Raw genomic sequence first — 18,295 nt, forward strand, 5'->3', positions numbered from 1 at the left:
ATCATGGCACTTTTTCCAAGCCAGATGTGACCCTACATATAGTGGCCTTTATGGTAACTTAATCTACCACTGGACGTATCTGCGATTCTTTCCCGTAGAATCGGCTCGTCGTTATCTAGATGTGCAGATGTGGTCCATAAAAAACAGTTGTCGCCCACGTATTCCCATAGTATCCCTAGTTCATCGAATGAGACGAAGAGCAGGGGCACCAAACGACCCCAACCAAGACTACTAAGAAGCAGGTTTCATACAGGCCTTCGCTTTCATCGAAAATAGAGAGATCCGGCGCGCGAGCGAGCAGACATCCCCCCAGGTGGCGCGCGCAGTCGGACACCCCGCAAGTCGGGACAAGGAGGCGGGTTGATCAGTGGCAGCAGATCAGCCCGCCCCTTTTGCTTCTGGGGATAGCTTCGGCACGAGGGACGCTGAAAAAAGGGACGATAGATTGGGCCGTAGGTTCAGAGGTGAAAGCCACCACAAGGTGGATACAAAGGGGCGGGTCTCGATTCCGGCCTCCTTTCGCCGTGTTCTGGAAGCGGGTGACCCCAACTGGCAATCCGGCAGCAACCCCGAACTGGTCATCGTCTATGGTGACCACCGCCGCAATTTCCTGGAATGCTACACGATGGAGGCGATCGAGGAAGTCGACGCCAAAATCGACGCCTTGCCGCGCGGCTCGATGCCGCGCAAGATGTTGCAGCGCATGTTCCACGGTCAGTCCTTCCCGACCACTGTTGATGAAACCGGGCGGCTGGTGCTGCCCGCCAAGCTGCGCAACAAGATCAATCTGGAGGCCGAGGCGTTCTTCATCGCCGCCGGCGACACCTTCCAGATCTGGAAGCCTGAAACCTATGAAGAGGAAGAACTGGCAAAATCCGAGGAGTGGCTGGACGATCTGCCCGAGGACTTTGACCCGGCGGAATTCCTCGATGGCGCCGGAGGCGCTTGATCCATGACAACGGACCGCCCAACCTCAACCGGTCCTCACGTACCGGTCCTTCTGCGTCCGCTGCTGAAAGCCGTGGCGCCGGTTTCCGGGCGCTGGCTCGATGGCACCTTCGGGGCCGGGGGCTACAGCCGGGGCCTGCTGGAGGCGGGGGCCGATCACGTGATCGGCGTTGATCGCGATCCGCTGGCCTTTGAAATGGCTGAAAGCTGGATCGGCGACTATGCCGGCCGCCTGACCCTGCAACAGGGGGTGTTCTCCCGCATGGATGAATATGCGCAGGATCTCGACGGCGTCGTCCTCGATCTTGGCGTCTCCTCCATGCAGCTGGATCTGGCCGAACGCGGCTTTTCCTTCATGCGCGACGGGCCGCTGGATATGCGGATGTCGCAGGATGGCCCCTCTGCCGCCGATCTGGTCGCGGAACTGGACGAGGCGGCGCTGGCCGATATCCTGTTCCTCTTTGGCGAGGAACGCGCCAGCCGCCGTATTGCCCGCGCCATCGTGAAGGCCCGCACCGAGGCGCCGATCACCACGACACTCCAGCTCGCCGGAATCATCGAGAGCTGCCTGCCGCGCTCCAAACCCGGCCAGTCACATCCGGCAACCCGCAGTTTTCAGGGGCTGCGCATCGCGGTGAACGCCGAATATGAAGAGCTGTTCGAGGGGCTGCTGGCCGCCGAACGCGCGCTGAAACCCGGCGGCCTGCTGGCGGTTGTGACCTTCCATTCCATCGAAGATCGCATGGTCAAACGCTTCTTCCAGCATCGCGCGGGCAAAACCGGTCGCGCCAACCGCTACGCCCCCGAGGTCGAGGAAACGCCGTCGCAATTCACGCTGGTCACCCGCAAGGCCGTCGGGCCGGACGATCAGGAGCTGGCGGACAACCCGCGCTCCCGCTCCGCCCGGCTGCGCGTCGGTCGCCGCACCGGGGCCGCGCCGATTGCGATCAGCGCCAAGGATATTGGCATGCCGCAGCTGAAACAGGCGCAGGCAAGAGAGAAACGCTGATGAAGACCCTGCTTTATATCGCCACCTGTCTCGCCGTCTTTGGGCTGGCTTTCTGGGCCTACCGCGAGAATTACACCACCCAGCAGGTGCTGAAGGAAACCCGCAGCCTGCAACGCCAGATCGGCGCATCGCAGGTCCGGCTCAGCGTGCTGCGCGCCGAATGGGCCTATCTCAACCGTCCCGACCGGCTGCGCGAACTGGCGGAACTCAATTTTGATCGCCTCAGCCTGCTGCCGCTGCGCCCGGAACAGTTTGGCCGCGTGGATGAGGTCGCCTATCCGCCGCAGGAGGATGAGCTGCTGGATTTCACCAATGGGGTTGAGGTTTCCTCGCTTGGGGCCAATGGGCAGACCGCAACGGGGACACAGCCATGATCCGCACGCCGCTACGCCCGCTGGCGCGGATCCTGACCGCGCGCGCGCGGGGCGAGAACCCGGATGCCATCGAACGCGAAAACCTGCGCCAGCGCCACGCCGAGATGCAGGCCCATGCCCGCCAGCGCGCCGAGGGGCGGCTGCTGGTTCTGGGCATGTTCTTCCTCTGCGCTTTCACCGCGATTGGCGCCCGTATGGCAACGCTGGCCACCTCGGAGCCGGTCGAACCGGTCGCCAGCGCGCCGGGCAGCGCCATTGCCATGCAGCGCGCCGATATCGTCGACCGCAAGGGCCGCATTCTGGCAACCAACTTCGAGACCCATTCGCTCTATGCCCAGCCACCGCAGATGGTCGACCCGGACGGGGCGGCGCGGCGTCTGGCGGAGATTTTCCCCGATCTGGAGCTGGAACGCCTGCTGAAGGATTTTTCCGGCAAGCGTAAGTTCATCTGGATCAAGAAAAAAATCAGCCCCGAACAGAAACAGGCCGTCCATGACATCGGCGATCCGGGGCTGCTGTTTGGTCCGCGCGAAATGCGTCTTTACCCCAATGGCAGCCTGGCGGCCCATGTGCTGGGCGGCGCCGGTTTCGGCAAGGAAGGCGTCAGCGCTGCCGAGGTGATCGGTGTTGCCGGGGTCGAAAAACAGTTCGACGACTATCTGCGCGACCCGGCCAACGGCGGGCGGCCCTTGCAGCTCTCGCTGGATCTGACGGTGCAGGCGGCATCCGAGCGGGTGCTTTTCGGCGGCATGAAGCTGATGAACGCCAAAGGCGCCACCTCGATCCTGATGGATGTTCACACCGGCGAGGTGATTTCGGTGGTGTCGCTGCCGGATTTCGATCCCAATGACCGCCCACGTCCGCCGACCTCAGGTTTCGATCCCTCCGACAGCCCGTTGTTCAACCGCGCGGTGCAGGGGGTCTATGAACTGGGCTCGACCTTCAAGATTTTCACCGCAGCTCAGGCCGTTGATCTGGGGCTGGTGAATTCCGAGACCATTATCGACACCTCCGGTCCAATGCGGATCGGGCGCTTTCCGATTGGCGAGTTCCACAACAAGAACTACGGCAAGCTGAGTGTCGCCGATATCATCGTCAACAGCTCCAACCGGGGCACCGGGCGCCTTGCGCTGCAGATCGGTGCCCAGCGGCAGCAGGATTTCCTGCGCGCCATGGGGATGTTTGATCCGACGCCGATCGAAATCGCCGAGGCCGCAGGCGGTAAGCCGCTCAAACCCAGCAAATGGGGCGAGCTGAGCACGGTGACGATTTCCTATGGGCACGGGCTGTCCACCAGCCCGATGCATCTGGCGGCCGGTTATGCGGCCATCGCCAATGGCGGCCAATATGTCAGCCCCACCATCCTGCGCCAGAAGGGGCCGCAGCTGGGCCACCGGGTGATGTCGGCTGAGGCGGCCCGTCAGGCCCGCGCCATGCTGCGCAAGGTGGTGACCAGCGGCACCGCTTCCTTTGGCGAGGTTCCGGGTTATCAGGTGGGCGGCAAGACCGGCACCGCCGATAAACCCAAACCACGCGGCGGCTATTACGAAAGCAAGGTCATCGCCACCTTCGCCGCGATGTTCCCGGCCCATGATCCGAAATATGTGCTGGTGGTGACGCTGGATGAACCCTCGGTCATCGCCCATGGCGAGGAGCGCCGCACCGCAGGCTGGACCGCTGTGCCCGTCGCTGGCGAAATGATCGGTCGGATCGCGCCGCTGCTTGGCCTCAGACCGCAAGTTGAACCGGATGAGATGGCTGCTATAACCCTCACCTCAAACTGATCAGGTGGGGTTGCTATGGGCACCATTGAAAACCGTCCTCTTAGCCAGCTGGGGCTGACCGCTCGCGGCGGTGTCGATCCGACGATCCATGGCATTGCCGTGGACAGCCGCAAGGTGGTCGAAGGGGGGCTGTTTGCAGCCCTTCCGGGCAGTCAGGTGCATGGCGCCAAATTTGTGCCCGCCGCTCTCGGCAATGGGGCGGCTGCGATTCTCACCGATGCGGCAGGCGCGTCGATTGCGGCGGAGCTGCTGCGCGAGTCGACCGTGGCGCTGGTGGTGGTCGAAGACCCGCGTCAGGCGCTGGCCTATGCCTCGGCGCTGTGGTTCGGCGCACAGCCCGAAACCATGGTGGCAGTGACCGGCACCAATGGCAAAACCTCGGTGGCGAGCTTTGTGCGCCAGATCTGGGTGGAGCTGGGCCATAAGGCGGTGAACCTCGGCACCACGGGGGTTGAGGGCGCCTGGAGCCATCCGCTCAACCACACCACCCCGGAGCCGGTTACCCTGCATGACGCGCTGGCAAAAGCGGCGGCGGCGGGGGTTACCCATGCCGCAATGGAGGCCTCCTCGCACGGGCTGGATCAGCGGCGTCTGGATGGTGTGCATCTGGCGGCGGCGGGGTTCACCAATTTCACCCAGGACCACCTCGATTACCACGAGACGTTTGAGGCATATTTCGCCGCCAAGGCGGGCCTGTTCCGCCGGGTGCTGCCCGATGATGGCGTGGCCGTCATCAACATGGACGACCCGCGCGGCGCCGAGATGCGGGCGGTCGCCGCTGCGCGCGGGCATGAGGTGATATCGGTCGGGCGCGGTCTCGGTGATCTGAGCCTTGTCGGTGCGCGTTATGACGCCTCGGGGCAGGACATGCGCTTTACCTGGCACGACCGGCCCTATCAGGCGCGGCTCAACCTTATTGGCGGCTTTCAGGCGGAGAATATCCTTTTGGCCTGCGGTCTGGTGATTGCAAGCGGCGAGGACCCGGATGCGGTCTTTGCGACGCTGCCGCATTTGCAGACCGTGCGCGGCCGGATGCAGCTGGCGGCCACGCGCGAAAATGGCGCGACGGTTTTTGTGGATTACGCCCATACGCCTGATGCCGTGGCCACCGCGATCAAGGCACTGCGCCCGCATGTGCTGGGTCGGCTGGTCGCCATTGTTGGTGCCGGTGGTGATCGCGATGCCGCCAAACGCCCGCTGATGGGGCAGGCGGCGCAGGACAATGCCGATCTGGTGATCGTGACCGATGACAACCCCCGCAGCGAGGACCCGGCCGTGATCCGCGCCGCCGTCAAGGGCGGCGCGCCGGATGCGATGGAAGTTGGCGACCGGGCTGAGGCGATCCTGCGCGGCGTTGATGCGCTGGGACCGGGTGACGCGCTGCTGATCTGTGGCAAGGGCCATGAGACCGGCCAGATCGTTGGCAGTGATGTTTTGCCCTTTGATGATGTGGAGCAGGCCAGCATGGCGGTCGCGGCTCTGGACGGGAGGTTGGTATGAGCCTTTGGACAGCTGAGGAGGCGGCAGCGGCCACCGGTGGTCAGGCGATTGGCGACTGGAGCGTGAATGGCATCTCCATCGACACCCGCAGCATTGCGGCGGGCGATCTCTTTGTGGCGCTGAAGGCGGCGCGCGATGGCCATGACTTCGTGGCGCAGGCGCTGGAGAAAGGCGCTGGTGCGGCGCTGGTCTCGCGCAGGCCCGAGGGCGTCGGTGACGATGCGCCGCTGTTGCTGGTGAATGACGTGCAGGCCGGGCTGGAGGCTCTGGGCCGGGCAGGTCGTGCGCGCACGGATGCACGGGTGATCGCGGTCACCGGATCGGTCGGCAAGACCTCGACCAAGGAAATGCTGGCGCGGATGCTGTCCGATCAGGGGCGCACCCATGCGGCTGTTGCCAGCTATAACAACCATTGGGGCGTGCCGCTGACGCTGGCGCGGATGCCGCGGGACACCGAATTTGCCGTCATCGAGATCGGCATGAATCACCCCGGTGAAATCAGCCCGCTTGCCAAACAGGCGCGTCCGCATGTGGCGATGGTCACCACCGTGGCGCCGGTGCATCTGGAGGCCTTTGACGGGATCGAGGGCATCGCCGCCGAGAAAGCCGCCATCATCGACGGGCTGGAGCCGGGCGGTGTTGCGGTGCTGAACGCCGATATTGCCGAGGCTCCGATCCTGCACTCCGTTGCCGAGGAGGCAGCGCGCCCTGCGCAGTGGTTTGGCACCGGTCAGGGGCCGATCGTGCCGGGCTATCGCCTGACCGGAACCGCCTCACGCGGGGATGAGACAGAGGCCGAGGTCACGCTGCCGGATGGGCAGCGATATCGCCTGAATATCCAGTCGCTTGGCGCCCATTTTGCGATGAACGCGCTTGGCGCGCTGGCCTGTCTGGCGGCGCTGGGTCTGGATCTGGCCAAGGCCGTGCAAAGCCTGTCGCTCTGGTCGCCGGTCACCGGGCGCGGGGCGCGTGAAACCGTGACGCTTGGCGCGGGGCAGGGCGAGATCCTGCTGCTGGATGACAGTTACAACGCCAATCCGACCTCGGTCGCGGCGGCGCTGGCGGTTCTGGCCGCGACCCCCTGCGCGGGACGGCGGATTGCCTATCTGGGCGATATGAAGGAGCTGGGACCGCAGGAGGCCGATCTGCACGCGGCCCTTGCCGATCTGCCCGCGATGGCGGATCTCGATGTGGTGCATTGCATCGGCCCGCTGATGGGGGCACTTCATGCGGCGTTGCCTGCGGACAAACGCGGTGGTCACTATGCCAGCAGCGGTGATGTACAGGCAGATCTGGCGGGTCAGATCGCGGCGGGGGATGTGGTTCTGGCCAAGGGGTCGCTCAGCATGGCGCTGGCCAAGGTTGTTGACGGCATCCGCGAATTGGGCCATGGCGAGGCCACTTTCTGAACTTTGACGAACTGAGGACCGGCTGACATGCTCTATTGGTTAACCGCGCTGTCGGATGGGGGCGATCTTTTCAACCTCTTCCGCTACATCACCTTCCGCGCGGGCGGGGCGTTTCTGACGGCGCTTCTGTTTGGGTTTCTGTTTGGGCCACCGCTGATCAATGTGCTGCGCAAGAAGCAGGGCAAGGGTCAGCCGATCCGTGATGACGGCCCCGAAGGGCATCTGGCAAAGGCCGGCACGCCCACCATGGGCGGGCTGCTCATCGTCGGCGCGCTGGTGACGGCGACGCTGCTCTGGGCGCGCTGGGACAATCCCTTTGTCTGGCTGGTGCTGTTTGTGACGCTGTCCTTTGCGCTGATCGGTTTTGCCGATGATTATGCCAAGGTCTCCAAGCAGAACACCGCAGGCGTACCGGGCAAGCTGCGGCTGGCGCTTGGGATCACCATTGCGGTGATCGCCGCCCTCTGGGCCTCGGCCTATCATCCGGTGGAGTTGCAGAACCAGCTGGCGCTGCCGGTGTTCAAGGATACGCTGATCAACCTTGGTCTGTTCTACGTGCCGTTTTCGATCTGCGTGATCGTCGGCGCGGCCAATGCGGTGAACCTGACCGATGGGCTTGACGGGCTGGCGATTATGCCGGTGATGATCGCGACCTCGACCCTTGGGGTGATTGCCTATGCGGTGGGGCGTGTGGACTTTACCGAATATCTGGATGTGCATTACGTGCCCGGCACCGGGGAAATCCTGATCTTTGCCGCGGCGCTGTTTGGCGGCGGTCTGGGCTTCCTTTGGTACAATGCGCCGCCAGCGGCGGTGTTCATGGGCGATACCGGCTCGCTCGCCCTTGGCGGCGCCTTGGGCGCCATCGCGGTGGTCACCAAACACGAGCTGGTGCTGGCGATTGTCGGCGGGCTGTTCGTGGTGGAGGCACTGTCGGTGATCATTCAGGTGCTCTATTTCAAGCGCACCGGCAAACGGGTCTTCCTGATGGCGCCGATCCATCACCACTATGAGAAAAAGGGCTGGGCGGAGCCGACCATCGTGATCCGCTTCTGGATCATCTCGCTGATCCTCGCGATGATCGGTCTGGCCACGCTGAAAGTGCGCTGAGCCACGCCGGATCGCCGCCGCGCAGGTCATCCTGCGGGGCGGTGTGCCGATCTGGTCTGATATCTGAAACCGCTCGGGGCTGAAAATGCCTTGGGCGGTTTTGCGTAAGAAGAAGGCGGCGCCGCCGGAGGGGCGGAGGGTGGATGACCTTTGCCAGGGGTCATCTCCGTCTGTCGGCCTGTGCGGATCCCCATACGCCCGGAGTCTTGACCTTGAAAGGGTCAGTTGGGCGGGGACGTTCTCCTGATCTTGGTGTTGCAACGGATGTGAGCATAACGCTGCCGCCTGAACGGATGGTAAGCCCTGCGTGCGCCGGGCTGGCAACGGCGGCTCAGAACACCGACCAGTCCATCTCCCGCGCCAGCCGCTCCATCGCTTCGGTGCCCAGTTTCGAATTGCCGTTGCGGTCTAACCCCGGCGACCAGACGGCGATGCTGGCCTTGCCCGGTACGCTGGCCAGAATACCACCGCCAACCCCGCTTTTGGCGGGCAGGCCGACGCGATAGGCGAACTCGCCCGAGCCATCGTAATGCCCGCAGGTCAGCATCAGCGCATTGAGCCGCCGCACCCGGTCCAGCGAGACCAGCCGCGGGCCGACACCGGCGCCGATCAGGAAACGGCCGGCACGGGCCAGCTGGGTGGTGGTCAGCTCGGTGGCGCAATGGTGGAAATAGGTGCCGAGCACCTTGTCCGGGTCATTCTTGAGATTACCGCAGGAGGCAAGGAAATGGGCATGGGCGAAATTGCGGTGCCCATGGGCGGTTTCGGAGCGGGCAACCGCGCCATTGATGTGGATATCGTCATCCTCGGCGGCGGCGCGGATAAAGCCCAGGAATTCGGCCAGCGCATCGCGCGGTTCGCGGCCCGCCAGCACCTCATCCGTGGTGACAATGGCGCCTGCATTCACAAATGGATTGCGCGGCCGGCCGCGTTCATGTTCCAGCTGCACGATGGAGTTGAAGGCGGTGCCGGAGGGTTCGCGACCAACCCGCTGCCAGAGCTGATCGCCGGAGCGCCCGAGCGCAATCGCCAGCGTAAAAAGCTTGGTGATGCTCTGGGCCGAGAACCGCGTGGCGGCATCCCCGGCGCTGTAGATCTGGCCGTCGGCGGTGGCCACGGAGATGGCAAACTGGTGGGGATCGACTTGCCCCAGTTCGGGAATGTAGCTGGCCACCTCGCCCCGGTCGGGATCGTCGCGAAGATCGCGGTTGATGACATCGAGGATCTGCTGCAATCGCGCGTCCATGGCTGTGGGGCCTCCCAATTTTTGGCCGACACTAGCCGGGTGTCGGCGGACTGGCAAACGCAACGGGACTGGTGTTGGTTCCCCTGATCGGGTAGCGATTCGAGCAAAGATCAAATGGGAGGGCAGGCGATGATCCCTGTGACCGGATTCGAAGGCGCAACTGTAGCGGTGCTGGGGCTTGGACGGTCTGGCCTTGCCACCGCGCGGGCCTTGCGTGCAGGCGGGGCAGAGCCGGTCTGCTGGGATGACAACCCCGGCGCGCGGGCCCGGGCCGAGGTCGAGGGGTTCACCTGCCGGGATCTGCTGAAATCCGGCGCCTTTGACGATGTTGCATCGCTGATCGTCTCGCCGGGTATTCCGCATCTCTACCCCAAACCCAACCCGGTGATCCGCGCAGCGCTGGTGGCGGGGGTGCCGGTGGACAATGATATCGGGTTGTTCTTCCGGTCCATCGCGACCCAGGGCTGGGAGCAATACGATCAGGCGCCGCGCATCGTGGCGGTTACTGGCTCCAACGGCAAATCCACCACGGTGGCGCTGCTCCACCATATTCTTCAGGAGGCCGGTCGCGAAAGCCAGCTGGCGGGCAATATCGGCCGCGGTGTGCTGGATATTGATCCGCCGGGCTCCGGGGGCGTGGTGGTGCTGGAGCTGTCGAGCTATCAGACCGATCTGGCGCGGGCGCTGACGCCGGACGTGGCGGTGTTCACCAACCTCAGCCCCGATCATCTGGACCGGCACGCGGGCATGGGCGGCTATTTCGCGGCCAAACGCCGGCTGTTTGCCGAAGGCGGCCCGGATCGTGCGATCATTGGCGTCGATGAGGATGAGGGGCTGTATCTCGCCGGTCAGCTGTCGGAGGCGGCCAGCGATGACCGGGTGATCCGCATTTCTGCCAGCCAGAAACTGACCGGACCGGGCTGGCAGGTCTTTGCCCGCAAGGGGTTCCTGAGCGAATACCGCAAGGGGCGGCAGGCGGCCTCGATTGATCTACGTCAGATGCAGGGGCTGCCGGGCGCGCATAACCATCAGAATGCCTGTGCGGCCTATGCGGCAGCGCGGGCACTTGGGCTGGCCCCGCGCCTGATCGAGGAGGCGCTGGCCAGCTATCCGGGTCTGCCGCATCGCAGCCAGACCATCGCGACCCATCAGGGGGTGCGGTATGTGAATGACAGCAAGGCCACCAACCTTGACAGCGCGGCCAAGGCGCTGAGCGCGTTTGACAATATCCGCTGGATCTGTGGCGGGCTGGAGAAAGAGGGCGGCCTGGACGCTCTGCGCGGCCAGACCGGCAAAGTGCGCAAGGCCTATGTGATCGGTCGCGAGGCGGCAGGCTTTGCCATGCAGCTGGATGTGGAGGCCGAGGTCTGCATCACCATGGCGCAGGCGGTGGCCCGGGCCGCCGCTGAGGCGGAGGCGGGTGATACCGTCCTGCTGGCCCCGGCGGCAGCGAGTTTCGACCAATATGACAACTTCGAGCAGCGCGGAGAGGATTTCATCGCCGAGGTGCAGAAGCGACAGGGGGAGGCCCCGGTGCAACCCGATGGGGAGACAATCTGATGGTCGAGACGACAGCGCCGCAGAACACGGTGATGCTGGCCTTTCAGGTCATTCCCCGGCTGCGTGAGGGCAATAACTTCGAGGTTGTGGACCGCGCGATTGATGTGGTGAAGGCCTCAGGTCTGCCGTTTCAGGTGGGGGCGATGGAGACCACGATGCGTGGTGAGCTGGATCAGCTGCTGGGGATCGTGAAACAGGCCGAACAGGCCTGTCTTGATGCCGGGGCGGTGGAGGTGATCACCAATATCAAGATCCATACCACCACGCCTGATGCGCATGACACCTTCTGCACCTATACGCGCGGCGTCACGCCGGCCAATAAGGTGTTTATCGAGGAGTGACGCGAGGGGTGAACGGGGCGGCGTTTCTTGCTGGCCCGAGCGGAGACTCCCGAGGCTCAGCCCTTGGCGGCGATTGCGGTTCCGGCCGCGACACCGGAGGCCCAGGCCCATTGGAAGTTATAGCCGCCCAGCCATCCGGTCACATCAACCGCTTCGCCAATCGCATAAAGCCCTGGAACCGTCTTGGCCTCCATGCTCTTTGACGACAGCGCATCGGTGTCGATACCGCCCAGCGTCACCTCGGCGGTGCGATAGCCTTCGCTGCCCGAAGGGGTGAGCGTCCAGTTTTCCAGTTGGTCGCAGAGATCGCGCAAGGCGGCGTCGGACTGGTCGGCGAGCCGCCCCTTCAGGGCGAATTCAGGGGCCAGGAACTCCACCAGCCGTCCGGGCAGGTGACGGGCCAGTTCGGTGGTCAGATCCTTGCGCCCGGTTTCCTGACGCTGGCGGCGCAGGTGATCAAACAGCGGCGTTTCCGGGATCAGGTTGACGCGGATCTGCTCCCCCTCGCGCCAGTAGGACGACAGTTGCAGCACCGAGGGGCCGGAGAGGCCGCGATGGGTGAACAACAGCGCCTCGTCAAAACTGGTGCGATCATTGGAAAGCCGTGCGGGCAGGGCGACGCCCGCAAGAGGTTTGAAGCGGTCTTCGGAGAAGGTGAACGGTACCAGTGCCGGGCGGGTTTCGGTCAGCGGCAGCTCAAACTGGCGCGCCAGATCATAGGCCAGACCGGTCGCGCCCATCTTCGGGATCGACTTGCCGCCCGTGGCAATCACCAGATTGCGCGCGGTCAGCACCTGCGGCTTGCCCTCTCGCTCCACCGCGACGCGAAACCCATCCGGGCTGCGGCTTACCGAGGTGACGGAGGTCTGCAACCAAAGCTCGGCCCCGGCGGCCTGCATCTCCTGCACCAGCATGGCGACGATCTGTTTGGCCGAGCCATCACAGAACAGCTGGCCCAGTGTCTTTTCATGCCAGGCGATGCCGTGGCGGTCCACCAGCTCGATGAAATCCCACTGGGTGTAGCGCGCCATGGCGGATTTGCAGAAATGCGGGTTCTGCGACAGGTAGTTTTCGGGGCTGGCGTACATATTGGTGAAATTGCAGCGCCCGCCACCGGAAATGCGGATTTTCTCGCCCGGCGCCTTGGCGTGATCAATCACCAGCGTGCCTGCGCCGGAGCGGGTTGCACACATCATGCCGGCCGCGCCGGCGCCAAGGATCAGGGTTTCATATGCCATGCCCGGCCATAGGCGCGGATAACTGCCAAAGGCAAGAGGAAGAGGGTGGCCTGAGGCAAAGTTTCCGGTTACTGTTTGCCTAACGATCCCGAAAACGGGACGGATGACGAGGCAGATAGTGGCGGTACTTCCATGACTGAAATGGTCTATGGCGCGCTCCCCGTACAGGCGGGCGAGCCGATTCTACCCAAATGGTGGCGGACGCTGGACAAATGGACGATGTCCTGCGTCCTGATGTTGTTTGTCATCGGGCTGCTCTTGGGGTTGGCCGCTTCGGTGCCGCTGGCCGAACGCAACGGGTTTGACAATTTCCACTATGTCGAGCGGCAGGCGATTTTTGGTATCACCGGGCTGGTGGCGATGCTGATCACCTCGATGATGTCGCCAACGCTGGTGCGGCGACTGGCGGTGATCGGGTTTGTCTGCGCCTTTGTCGCGCTGGCGCTGCTGCCGGTGTTTGGCACCGATTTCGGCAAGGGCGCGACGCGCTGGTACAGCCTCGGCTTTGCCTCGTTGCAGCCGTCGGAGTTCCTGAAGCCCGGATTCATCGTGGTGGCGGCCTGGATGATCGCCGCGAGCCAGCAGATCAACGGCCCGCCGGGCACGCTGATGTCCTTTGGCCTGTGCCTGACGGTGGTGCTGATGCTGGTGATGCAGCCTGACTTTGGTCAGGCCTGTCTGGTTCTGTTCGGCTGGGGCGTGATGTATTTCGTGGCCGGTGCGCCGATGCTGCTGTTGGTGATCATGGCGGCGGTGGTCGTGATGGGCGGGGTTGTGGCCTATTCCAGCTCCGAGCATTTTGCCCGCCGCATCGATGGCTTCCTGAACCCTGAAATCGACCCGACCACCCAGATGGGCTATGCCACCAATGCCATCCGCGAAGGTGGGTTGTTCGGTGTCGGCGTTGGCGAGGGCGAGGTGAAATGGTCGCTGCCGGATGCCCATACCGATTTCATCATCGCAGTGGCGGCCGAGGAATACGGGCTGGTGCTGGTGGTGATCCTGATCCTGCTTTATTCGGCGGTGGTGGCCCGCACGCTGTTCCGGCTGATGCGGGAGCGCGACACGTTTATTCGGCTTGCCGGAACCGGTCTTGTCTGTACCTTTGGCGTGCAGGCGATGATCAACATGGGCGTTGCGGTGCGGCTCTTGCCGGCCAAGGGCATGACTCTGCCGTTTGTGAGCTACGGTGGCTCCTCGCTGATTGCCGGCGGGATCGCGGTGGGGATGTTGCTGGCGTTTTCGCGGTCGCGCCCGCAGGGCGAGATTGCAGATTTCCTGCGCGGACACGGGCGCGGCTGAGCCTGCCCGATTGAAGCGCACCCCTCGGTCTGCCCTGCGCGGTCGGGGGGGTGAGTGAGCAGAGACAGAAAGACCGAAAATACGATGGCGCAGAAATTGCTCTTGATGGCGGCGGGTGGCACCGGGGGGCATATGTTCCCCGCGCAGGCCCTGGCCGAGGCGATGCTGAGACGCGGCTGGCGGGTGAAACTGTCAACGGACGCGCGGGGCGCGCGGTACACCGGCGGCTATCCGCATACCACCGAGATTGCCGAGGTGCCCTCGGCCACCTTTGCCCGCGGCGGGCTGCTGGCCAAGGCGATGGTCGCGCCGAAGATCGCCGCAGGTGTCACAAGGATGGTGATGCAGATGCGGCGGGACCGGCCTGACGTGGTGGTCGGCTTTGGCGGCTATCCGTCGATCCCGGCACTGGGGGCTGCGACCCTGCTGAAGCTGCCGCGTATGATCCATGAACAGAACGGCGTGCTGGGCCGGGTCAATCAGCTGTTTGCTCCCCGTGTGGCCGGGGTGGCCTGTGGCGTCTGGCCCACGGCGCTGCCGGAGGGGGTTGATGGCGTCCATGTCGGTAACCCGGTGCGCGCCGCGGTGCTGGAGCGGGCAGGGGCCGGTTATATTCCGCCGGGTGACTATCCGATGTCGGTGCTGGTGATGGGCGGCAGCCAGGGCGCGCGGATTCTGTCGGATGTGGTGCCCGCAGCGATTGCCGCACTGCCAGAGGCGCTGCGCAGCCGGTTGCGGGTCTCGCATCAGGCGCGCGATGAAGATGGTGCACGGGTTGCGCAATTCTACGCCGAACAGGGGATCGCGGCGGATGTGCAGCCGTTTTTCACCGATGTGCCCGCCCGCATGTCGGAGGCGCAGCTGGTGATCTCGCGCTCCGGTGCGTCGTCGGTTGCGGATATCTCGGTGATCGGCCGCCCGTCGATCCTGATCCCCTTTGCCGCGGCGGCTGGCGATCACCAGAGCGCCAATGCCCGTGGGCTGGTCGATGCCGGGGCGGCGATCCTGATCCCGGAAAGCGCTCTTGACGTTTCGGCGCTGACAGAGCAAATGAGCGCGGTTCTCAGCAATCCCGATGGTGCCAGTCAGATGGCACGGGCCGCCTTGCAAGTGGGTATTCCCGATGCGACCGAGCGGCTGGTGGGGCTTGTTGAACAGCTGTCCGAGGAAGGAATGACATGAACCCTGCGACCAAACTCCCCGGTGATGTGGGCCCGATCCATTTTGTTGGCATCGGCGGCATCGGCATGTCCGGCATCGCCGAAGTGCTGCTGAACCTTGGCTATGTGGTGCAGGGCTCGGATCTGAAGGCGTCAAAGATCACCAACCGGCTGGAAGAGCTGGGCGCGCGGATCTTTGTCGGGCAGGCGGCGGAAAACCTGGAAGACGCGGCGGTTGTGGTCATTTCCTCGGCGATCAAACCGGGCAATCCAGAGCTGGACGAGGCGCGCCTGCGTGGCCTGCCGGTGGTCCGCCGGGCCGAAATGCTGGCCGAGCTGATGCGGCTCAAATCCAACATCGCCATCGCAGGCACCCATGGCAAGACAACGACCACCACCATGATGGCGGAGCTGATGGTGGCCGGTCATTTCGACCCGACCATTGTCAATGGCGGCATCATTCACGCCTATGGGTCGAACGCGCGGATGGGCCAGGGCGAGTGGATGGTGGTTGAGGCCGACGAAAGCGACGGCACCTTCAACCGCCTGCCCGCAACCATTGCGATCGTCACCAATATCGACCCTGAGCATATGGAGCATTGGGGTGATTTCGACACGCTGCGCGACGGGTTTTACGACTTTGTCTCCAATATTCCCTTCTACGGCGTCGCGGTCTGCTGCACCGACCATCCCGAGGTGCAGGCGCTGGTTGGCCGGATCACCGACCGCCGGGTCGTGACCTATGGGTTCAACGCGCAGGCAGATGTGCGGGCAGTCAACCTGACCTACAAGGCGGGCGTGGCGCATTTTGATATTCATCTTCAGGCCGAGGATCGCGTAATCGAAGGCTGCACTCTGCCGATGCCGGGGGATCACAATGTCTCCAACGCGCTGTCGGCAGTGGCCGTGGCGCGCCATCTGGGCATGAAAAGCAGCGAGATCCGCGAGGCTCTGGCGGCCTTTGGCGGCGTCAACCGCCGCTTCACCAAAGTGGGCGAAGTGGACGGTGTCACCATTATTGACGACTACGGCCACCACCCCGTCGAGATCACTGCCGTGCTGAAAGCGGCCCGGCAGGCCTGCGAGGGCCGGGTGATCGCGGTGCATCAGCCGCACCGTTATTCGCGCCTGTCCAGCCTGTTCGAGGATTTCTGCGCCTGTTTCAACGAGGCCGATGTGGTCGCCATCGCCGAGGTCTTTGCCGCGGGCGAAGACCCGATCGAGGGCGCCGGGCGCGACGATCTGGTGGCCGGTCTGATCCGTCATGGCCATCGCCATGCCCGCGCGCTGCTGGATGAACCCGATCTGGAGCGGCTGGTGCGTGAACAGGCCCGACCCGGCGATATGGTCGTCTGCCTTGGGGCGGGTACCATCAGCGCCTGGGCCAATGGTCTGCCCGAGCGGTTGCGGGGCTGAGGGTGGCTGGCGTGATCTCCTATCCGCGGGCGAGCGTCCCGGCGGTTGAGGCAGCGCCATGCTGAGCCTGCTGGCCTCTGTCCTGTGGGTGTTCATTGCCACCGGCGTGGCCGCCCTGCCGGTTCGCTGGCAGCGAGGGCCGGGGATTGCGCTGGTCGCTGTGGCGCCGGTGCTGATCTATTTCCTGGGGCGAGACCACGGCTGGTTTGCCGCTGCCTTTGGCTGTTTTGCGCTGGTGTCGATGTTCCGCCGTCCGCTGCTGCATGTGCTGTCGCGCCTGCGCCGAGCCTCCGGGCCGGAGGTTGGCGAATGACGCAGTCGCTGATCCTGGCCTGTCTCTGGGTGGTGGCCGCCAATGTGCTGGCGATGCTGCCGAGCCGGGACAATCACTGGTCGCGCGCCTATCTCCTGATTGCCTTTGGCATCCCGCTGCTGGGCTATGTCACCTATGAAAACGGTCCCTGGTGGGGGCTGGCGGCGCTGTTTGCGGGCATGTCGATGCTGCGCTGGCCGGTGATCTATCTGGGCCGCTGGCTGCGCAACCGCCTGAGCCGCAGCTGAACCCCGCCGATTTCCACGAATGAGCGCTCTGCCCTTTGCGCCGGGCTACGGGCTGGGCCATTGTGTGCATGGGCAAAACCAGAGTACACGCAGGGCCGGTCCGGGCTGCTGAGTCTCGTCGTCGTTTGCCCGCTGGGTGCTGCGTCGGCTGGCTTGGCCGGGGTGGACGCCAAGACAGGCAGGGGCAGAGCATATGAACATCGACGGGCTGCGCGGCAAGCTTCATCCGAATCGCGATCTGGCAGGGTTGACCTGGCTGCGGGTTGGCGGACCGGCGGACTATCTGTTTCAGCCTGCCGATGTGGAGGATCTGGCGCATGTTCTGCGGTCTCTGGATCCATCGGTGCCGGTGTTCCCGATGGGAGTCGGCTCAAACCTGATCGTGCGCGATGGCGGGTTGCGGGCGCTGGTGATCCGGCTGGGGCGCGGGTTCAACACGATTGAGGTCGAGGGCGACACGGTGACCGCTGGCGCTGCTGCGCTGGATGCCCATGTGGCCCGCAAGGCCGCGGATGCGGGGGTGGATCTGACATTTCTGCGCACCATCCCCGGTTCGATCGGTGGCGCGGTGCGAATGAATGCCGGTTGCTATGGCAGCTATGTCGCAGATGTCTTTCAGTCGGCAACGGTGGTGCTGCGCAGCGGTGAAGTGGTGAGGCTGAGCGGTGAGGACCTGAAGTTCGCCTACCGCCAGAGCGACCTGCCGGAGGGGGCGGTGCTGGTTTCGGCGGTGTTGCGCGGCCCGATGGGCGATCCCGAAGCCCTGCATGCGCGCATGGAAGAGCAGCTGGCCAAACGCGATGCCACCCAGCCGACGAAGGACCGGTCAGCCGGGTCGACCTTTCGCAATCCGGCGGGGTTTTCATCGACCGGTCAGGCCGATGATGTCCATGATCTGAAGGCCTGGAAAGTGATTGATGATGCCGGAATGCGCGGCGCCCGGCGCGGCGGTGCGCAGATGAGCGAGAAGCATTCCAATTTCTTGATTAACACAGGTGGCGCATCTGCCGCAGATCTTGAGGGATTGGGCGAAGATGTCAGAAAAGAGGTTTACGCCAATTCTGGCATAACGCTAGAGTGGGAAATCATGCGGGTGGGGGATCCGCTTTCCAAATAGCCGATAAAGGCCATGTTTTTCAGAGGGTTATCTCTGATCAGCAGGTCGCTCCTGTGGGAATCGCAGCAGCTGGCGAACTGGAAAAGCGCGATCTTGGTAAAGGCACTGTTAACGGGCCGGTAACGTTTATGACGTTAATGTGGTGACAGCGAACCACAGTGGTCCGTCCGGTGCGGGGAATAGACCTCGCAAGACGAAAAAGCAGGCCTTGGCCTGCGCG

The 18,295-nt window shown here is 64.1% G+C and carries 17 protein-coding genes; 15 read left to right on the forward strand and 2 right to left on the reverse strand.

The window, feature by feature from the left end; genetic code table 11:
- Positions 1-445: 445 nt before the first annotated feature.
- From mraZ to mraY, 7 genes are read left to right on the forward strand one after another with little or no spacing between them, the layout of a single operon-like run.
- A complete protein-coding gene (gene mraZ, locus VXL81_RS17905; RefSeq protein WP_340545033.1) occupies positions 446-949 on the forward strand; it encodes a division/cell wall cluster transcriptional repressor MraZ in 504 nt (167 codons plus the stop codon).
- A 3-nt stretch (positions 950-952) separates the two neighbouring features.
- Complete coding sequence (gene rsmH, locus VXL81_RS17910; RefSeq protein ID WP_416540442.1) at positions 953-1,957, forward strand: 16S rRNA (cytosine(1402)-N(4))-methyltransferase RsmH; 1,005 nt, start codon at positions 953-955, stop codon at positions 1,955-1,957.
- Positions 1,957-2,331 carry a cell division protein FtsL gene (gene ftsL / locus VXL81_RS17915; protein WP_014874069.1) on the forward strand — a complete coding sequence of 125 codons (375 nt, stop codon included), beginning with the start codon at positions 1,957-1,959 and terminating at the stop codon, positions 2,329-2,331. The genes rsmH and ftsL overlap by 1 nt, the downstream gene beginning before the upstream one ends.
- Positions 2,328-4,115 carry a peptidoglycan D,D-transpeptidase FtsI family protein gene (locus tag VXL81_RS17920; protein WP_416555479.1) on the forward strand — a complete coding sequence of 596 codons (1,788 nt, stop codon included), beginning with the start codon at positions 2,328-2,330 and terminating at the stop codon, positions 4,113-4,115. The genes ftsL and VXL81_RS17920 overlap by 4 nt, the downstream gene beginning before the upstream one ends.
- Positions 4,116-4,130: 15 nt before the next feature.
- The gene (locus VXL81_RS17925; protein ID WP_416536754.1) at positions 4,131-5,615 is read left to right on the forward strand and encodes a UDP-N-acetylmuramoyl-L-alanyl-D-glutamate--2,6-diaminopimelate ligase; all 1,485 of its coding nucleotides are present in this window, start codon (positions 4,131-4,133) and stop codon (positions 5,613-5,615) included.
- The gene (locus VXL81_RS17930; RefSeq protein ID WP_416555481.1) at positions 5,612-7,024 is read left to right on the forward strand and encodes a UDP-N-acetylmuramoyl-tripeptide--D-alanyl-D-alanine ligase; all 1,413 of its coding nucleotides are present in this window, start codon (positions 5,612-5,614) and stop codon (positions 7,022-7,024) included. The genes VXL81_RS17925 and VXL81_RS17930 overlap by 4 nt, the downstream gene beginning before the upstream one ends.
- A gap of 27 nt (positions 7,025-7,051) precedes the next feature.
- Positions 7,052-8,134 carry a phospho-N-acetylmuramoyl-pentapeptide-transferase gene (mraY, locus tag VXL81_RS17935; protein WP_061048820.1) on the forward strand — a complete coding sequence of 361 codons (1,083 nt, stop codon included), beginning with the start codon at positions 7,052-7,054 and terminating at the stop codon, positions 8,132-8,134.
- Positions 8,135-8,465: 331 nt separating this feature from the next.
- Here mraY and VXL81_RS17940 read toward each other — a convergent pair whose 3' ends face one another.
- Positions 8,466-9,380 carry a glutaminase gene (locus tag VXL81_RS17940; protein ID WP_416555483.1) on the reverse strand — a complete coding sequence of 305 codons (915 nt, stop codon included), beginning with the start codon at positions 9,378-9,380 and terminating at the stop codon, positions 8,466-8,468.
- Positions 9,381-9,509: 129 nt separating this feature from the next.
- Between VXL81_RS17940 and murD the strand changes: the two genes are divergently transcribed.
- Both murD and VXL81_RS17950 read left to right on the forward strand, forming a co-directional pair.
- A complete protein-coding gene (gene murD, locus VXL81_RS17945; RefSeq protein WP_416555485.1) occupies positions 9,510-10,940 on the forward strand; it encodes a UDP-N-acetylmuramoyl-L-alanine--D-glutamate ligase in 1,431 nt (476 codons plus the stop codon).
- Complete coding sequence (locus VXL81_RS17950) at positions 10,940-11,281, forward strand: thiamine-binding protein (RefSeq protein ID WP_416555487.1); 342 nt, start codon at positions 10,940-10,942, stop codon at positions 11,279-11,281. Before murD ends, VXL81_RS17950 begins: the two co-directional genes overlap by 1 nt.
- A gap of 56 nt (positions 11,282-11,337) precedes the next feature.
- Here VXL81_RS17950 and VXL81_RS17955 read toward each other — a convergent pair whose 3' ends face one another.
- A complete protein-coding gene (locus VXL81_RS17955; RefSeq protein WP_340545041.1) occupies positions 11,338-12,519 on the reverse strand; it encodes an NAD(P)/FAD-dependent oxidoreductase in 1,182 nt (393 codons plus the stop codon).
- 132 nt (positions 12,520-12,651) lie between these two features.
- Between VXL81_RS17955 and ftsW the strand changes: the two genes are divergently transcribed.
- The 6 genes from ftsW to murB all read left to right on the forward strand — a co-directional run bounded on the left by ftsW (position 12,652) and on the right by murB (position 18,075).
- Positions 12,652-13,821 carry a putative lipid II flippase FtsW gene (ftsW, locus tag VXL81_RS17960; RefSeq protein WP_340546293.1) on the forward strand — a complete coding sequence of 390 codons (1,170 nt, stop codon included), beginning with the start codon at positions 12,652-12,654 and terminating at the stop codon, positions 13,819-13,821.
- A gap of 84 nt (positions 13,822-13,905) precedes the next feature.
- Entirely contained in the window at positions 13,906-15,003 is a 1,098-nt protein-coding gene (locus VXL81_RS17965; RefSeq protein ID WP_416555489.1) for a UDP-N-acetylglucosamine--N-acetylmuramyl-(pentapeptide) pyrophosphoryl-undecaprenol N-acetylglucosamine transferase, read from the forward strand.
- Positions 15,000-16,397: a UDP-N-acetylmuramate--L-alanine ligase gene (gene murC, locus VXL81_RS17970; protein WP_340545043.1), complete on the forward strand. Its 1,398-nt coding sequence runs from the start codon at positions 15,000-15,002 to the stop codon at positions 16,395-16,397. Before VXL81_RS17965 ends, murC begins: the two co-directional genes overlap by 4 nt.
- Positions 16,398-16,455: 58 nt before the next feature.
- A complete protein-coding gene (locus VXL81_RS17975; RefSeq protein WP_340545044.1) occupies positions 16,456-16,710 on the forward strand; it encodes a DUF2484 family protein in 255 nt (84 codons plus the stop codon).
- Positions 16,707-16,958: a DUF2484 family protein gene (locus VXL81_RS17980; RefSeq protein WP_340545045.1), complete on the forward strand. Its 252-nt coding sequence runs from the start codon at positions 16,707-16,709 to the stop codon at positions 16,956-16,958. Before VXL81_RS17975 ends, VXL81_RS17980 begins: the two co-directional genes overlap by 4 nt.
- A 193-nt stretch (positions 16,959-17,151) precedes the next feature.
- Positions 17,152-18,075, forward strand: a complete 924-nt coding sequence (gene murB / locus VXL81_RS17985; protein WP_416555491.1) for a UDP-N-acetylmuramate dehydrogenase — start codon at positions 17,152-17,154, stop codon at positions 18,073-18,075.
- Positions 18,076-18,295 lie beyond the last annotated feature (220 nt).

Source organism: Phaeobacter sp. JH204B, assembly GCF_048055755.1.
In the GTDB taxonomy this organism is placed as follows: domain Bacteria; phylum Pseudomonadota; class Alphaproteobacteria; order Rhodobacterales; family Rhodobacteraceae; genus Phaeobacter; species Phaeobacter bryozoorum.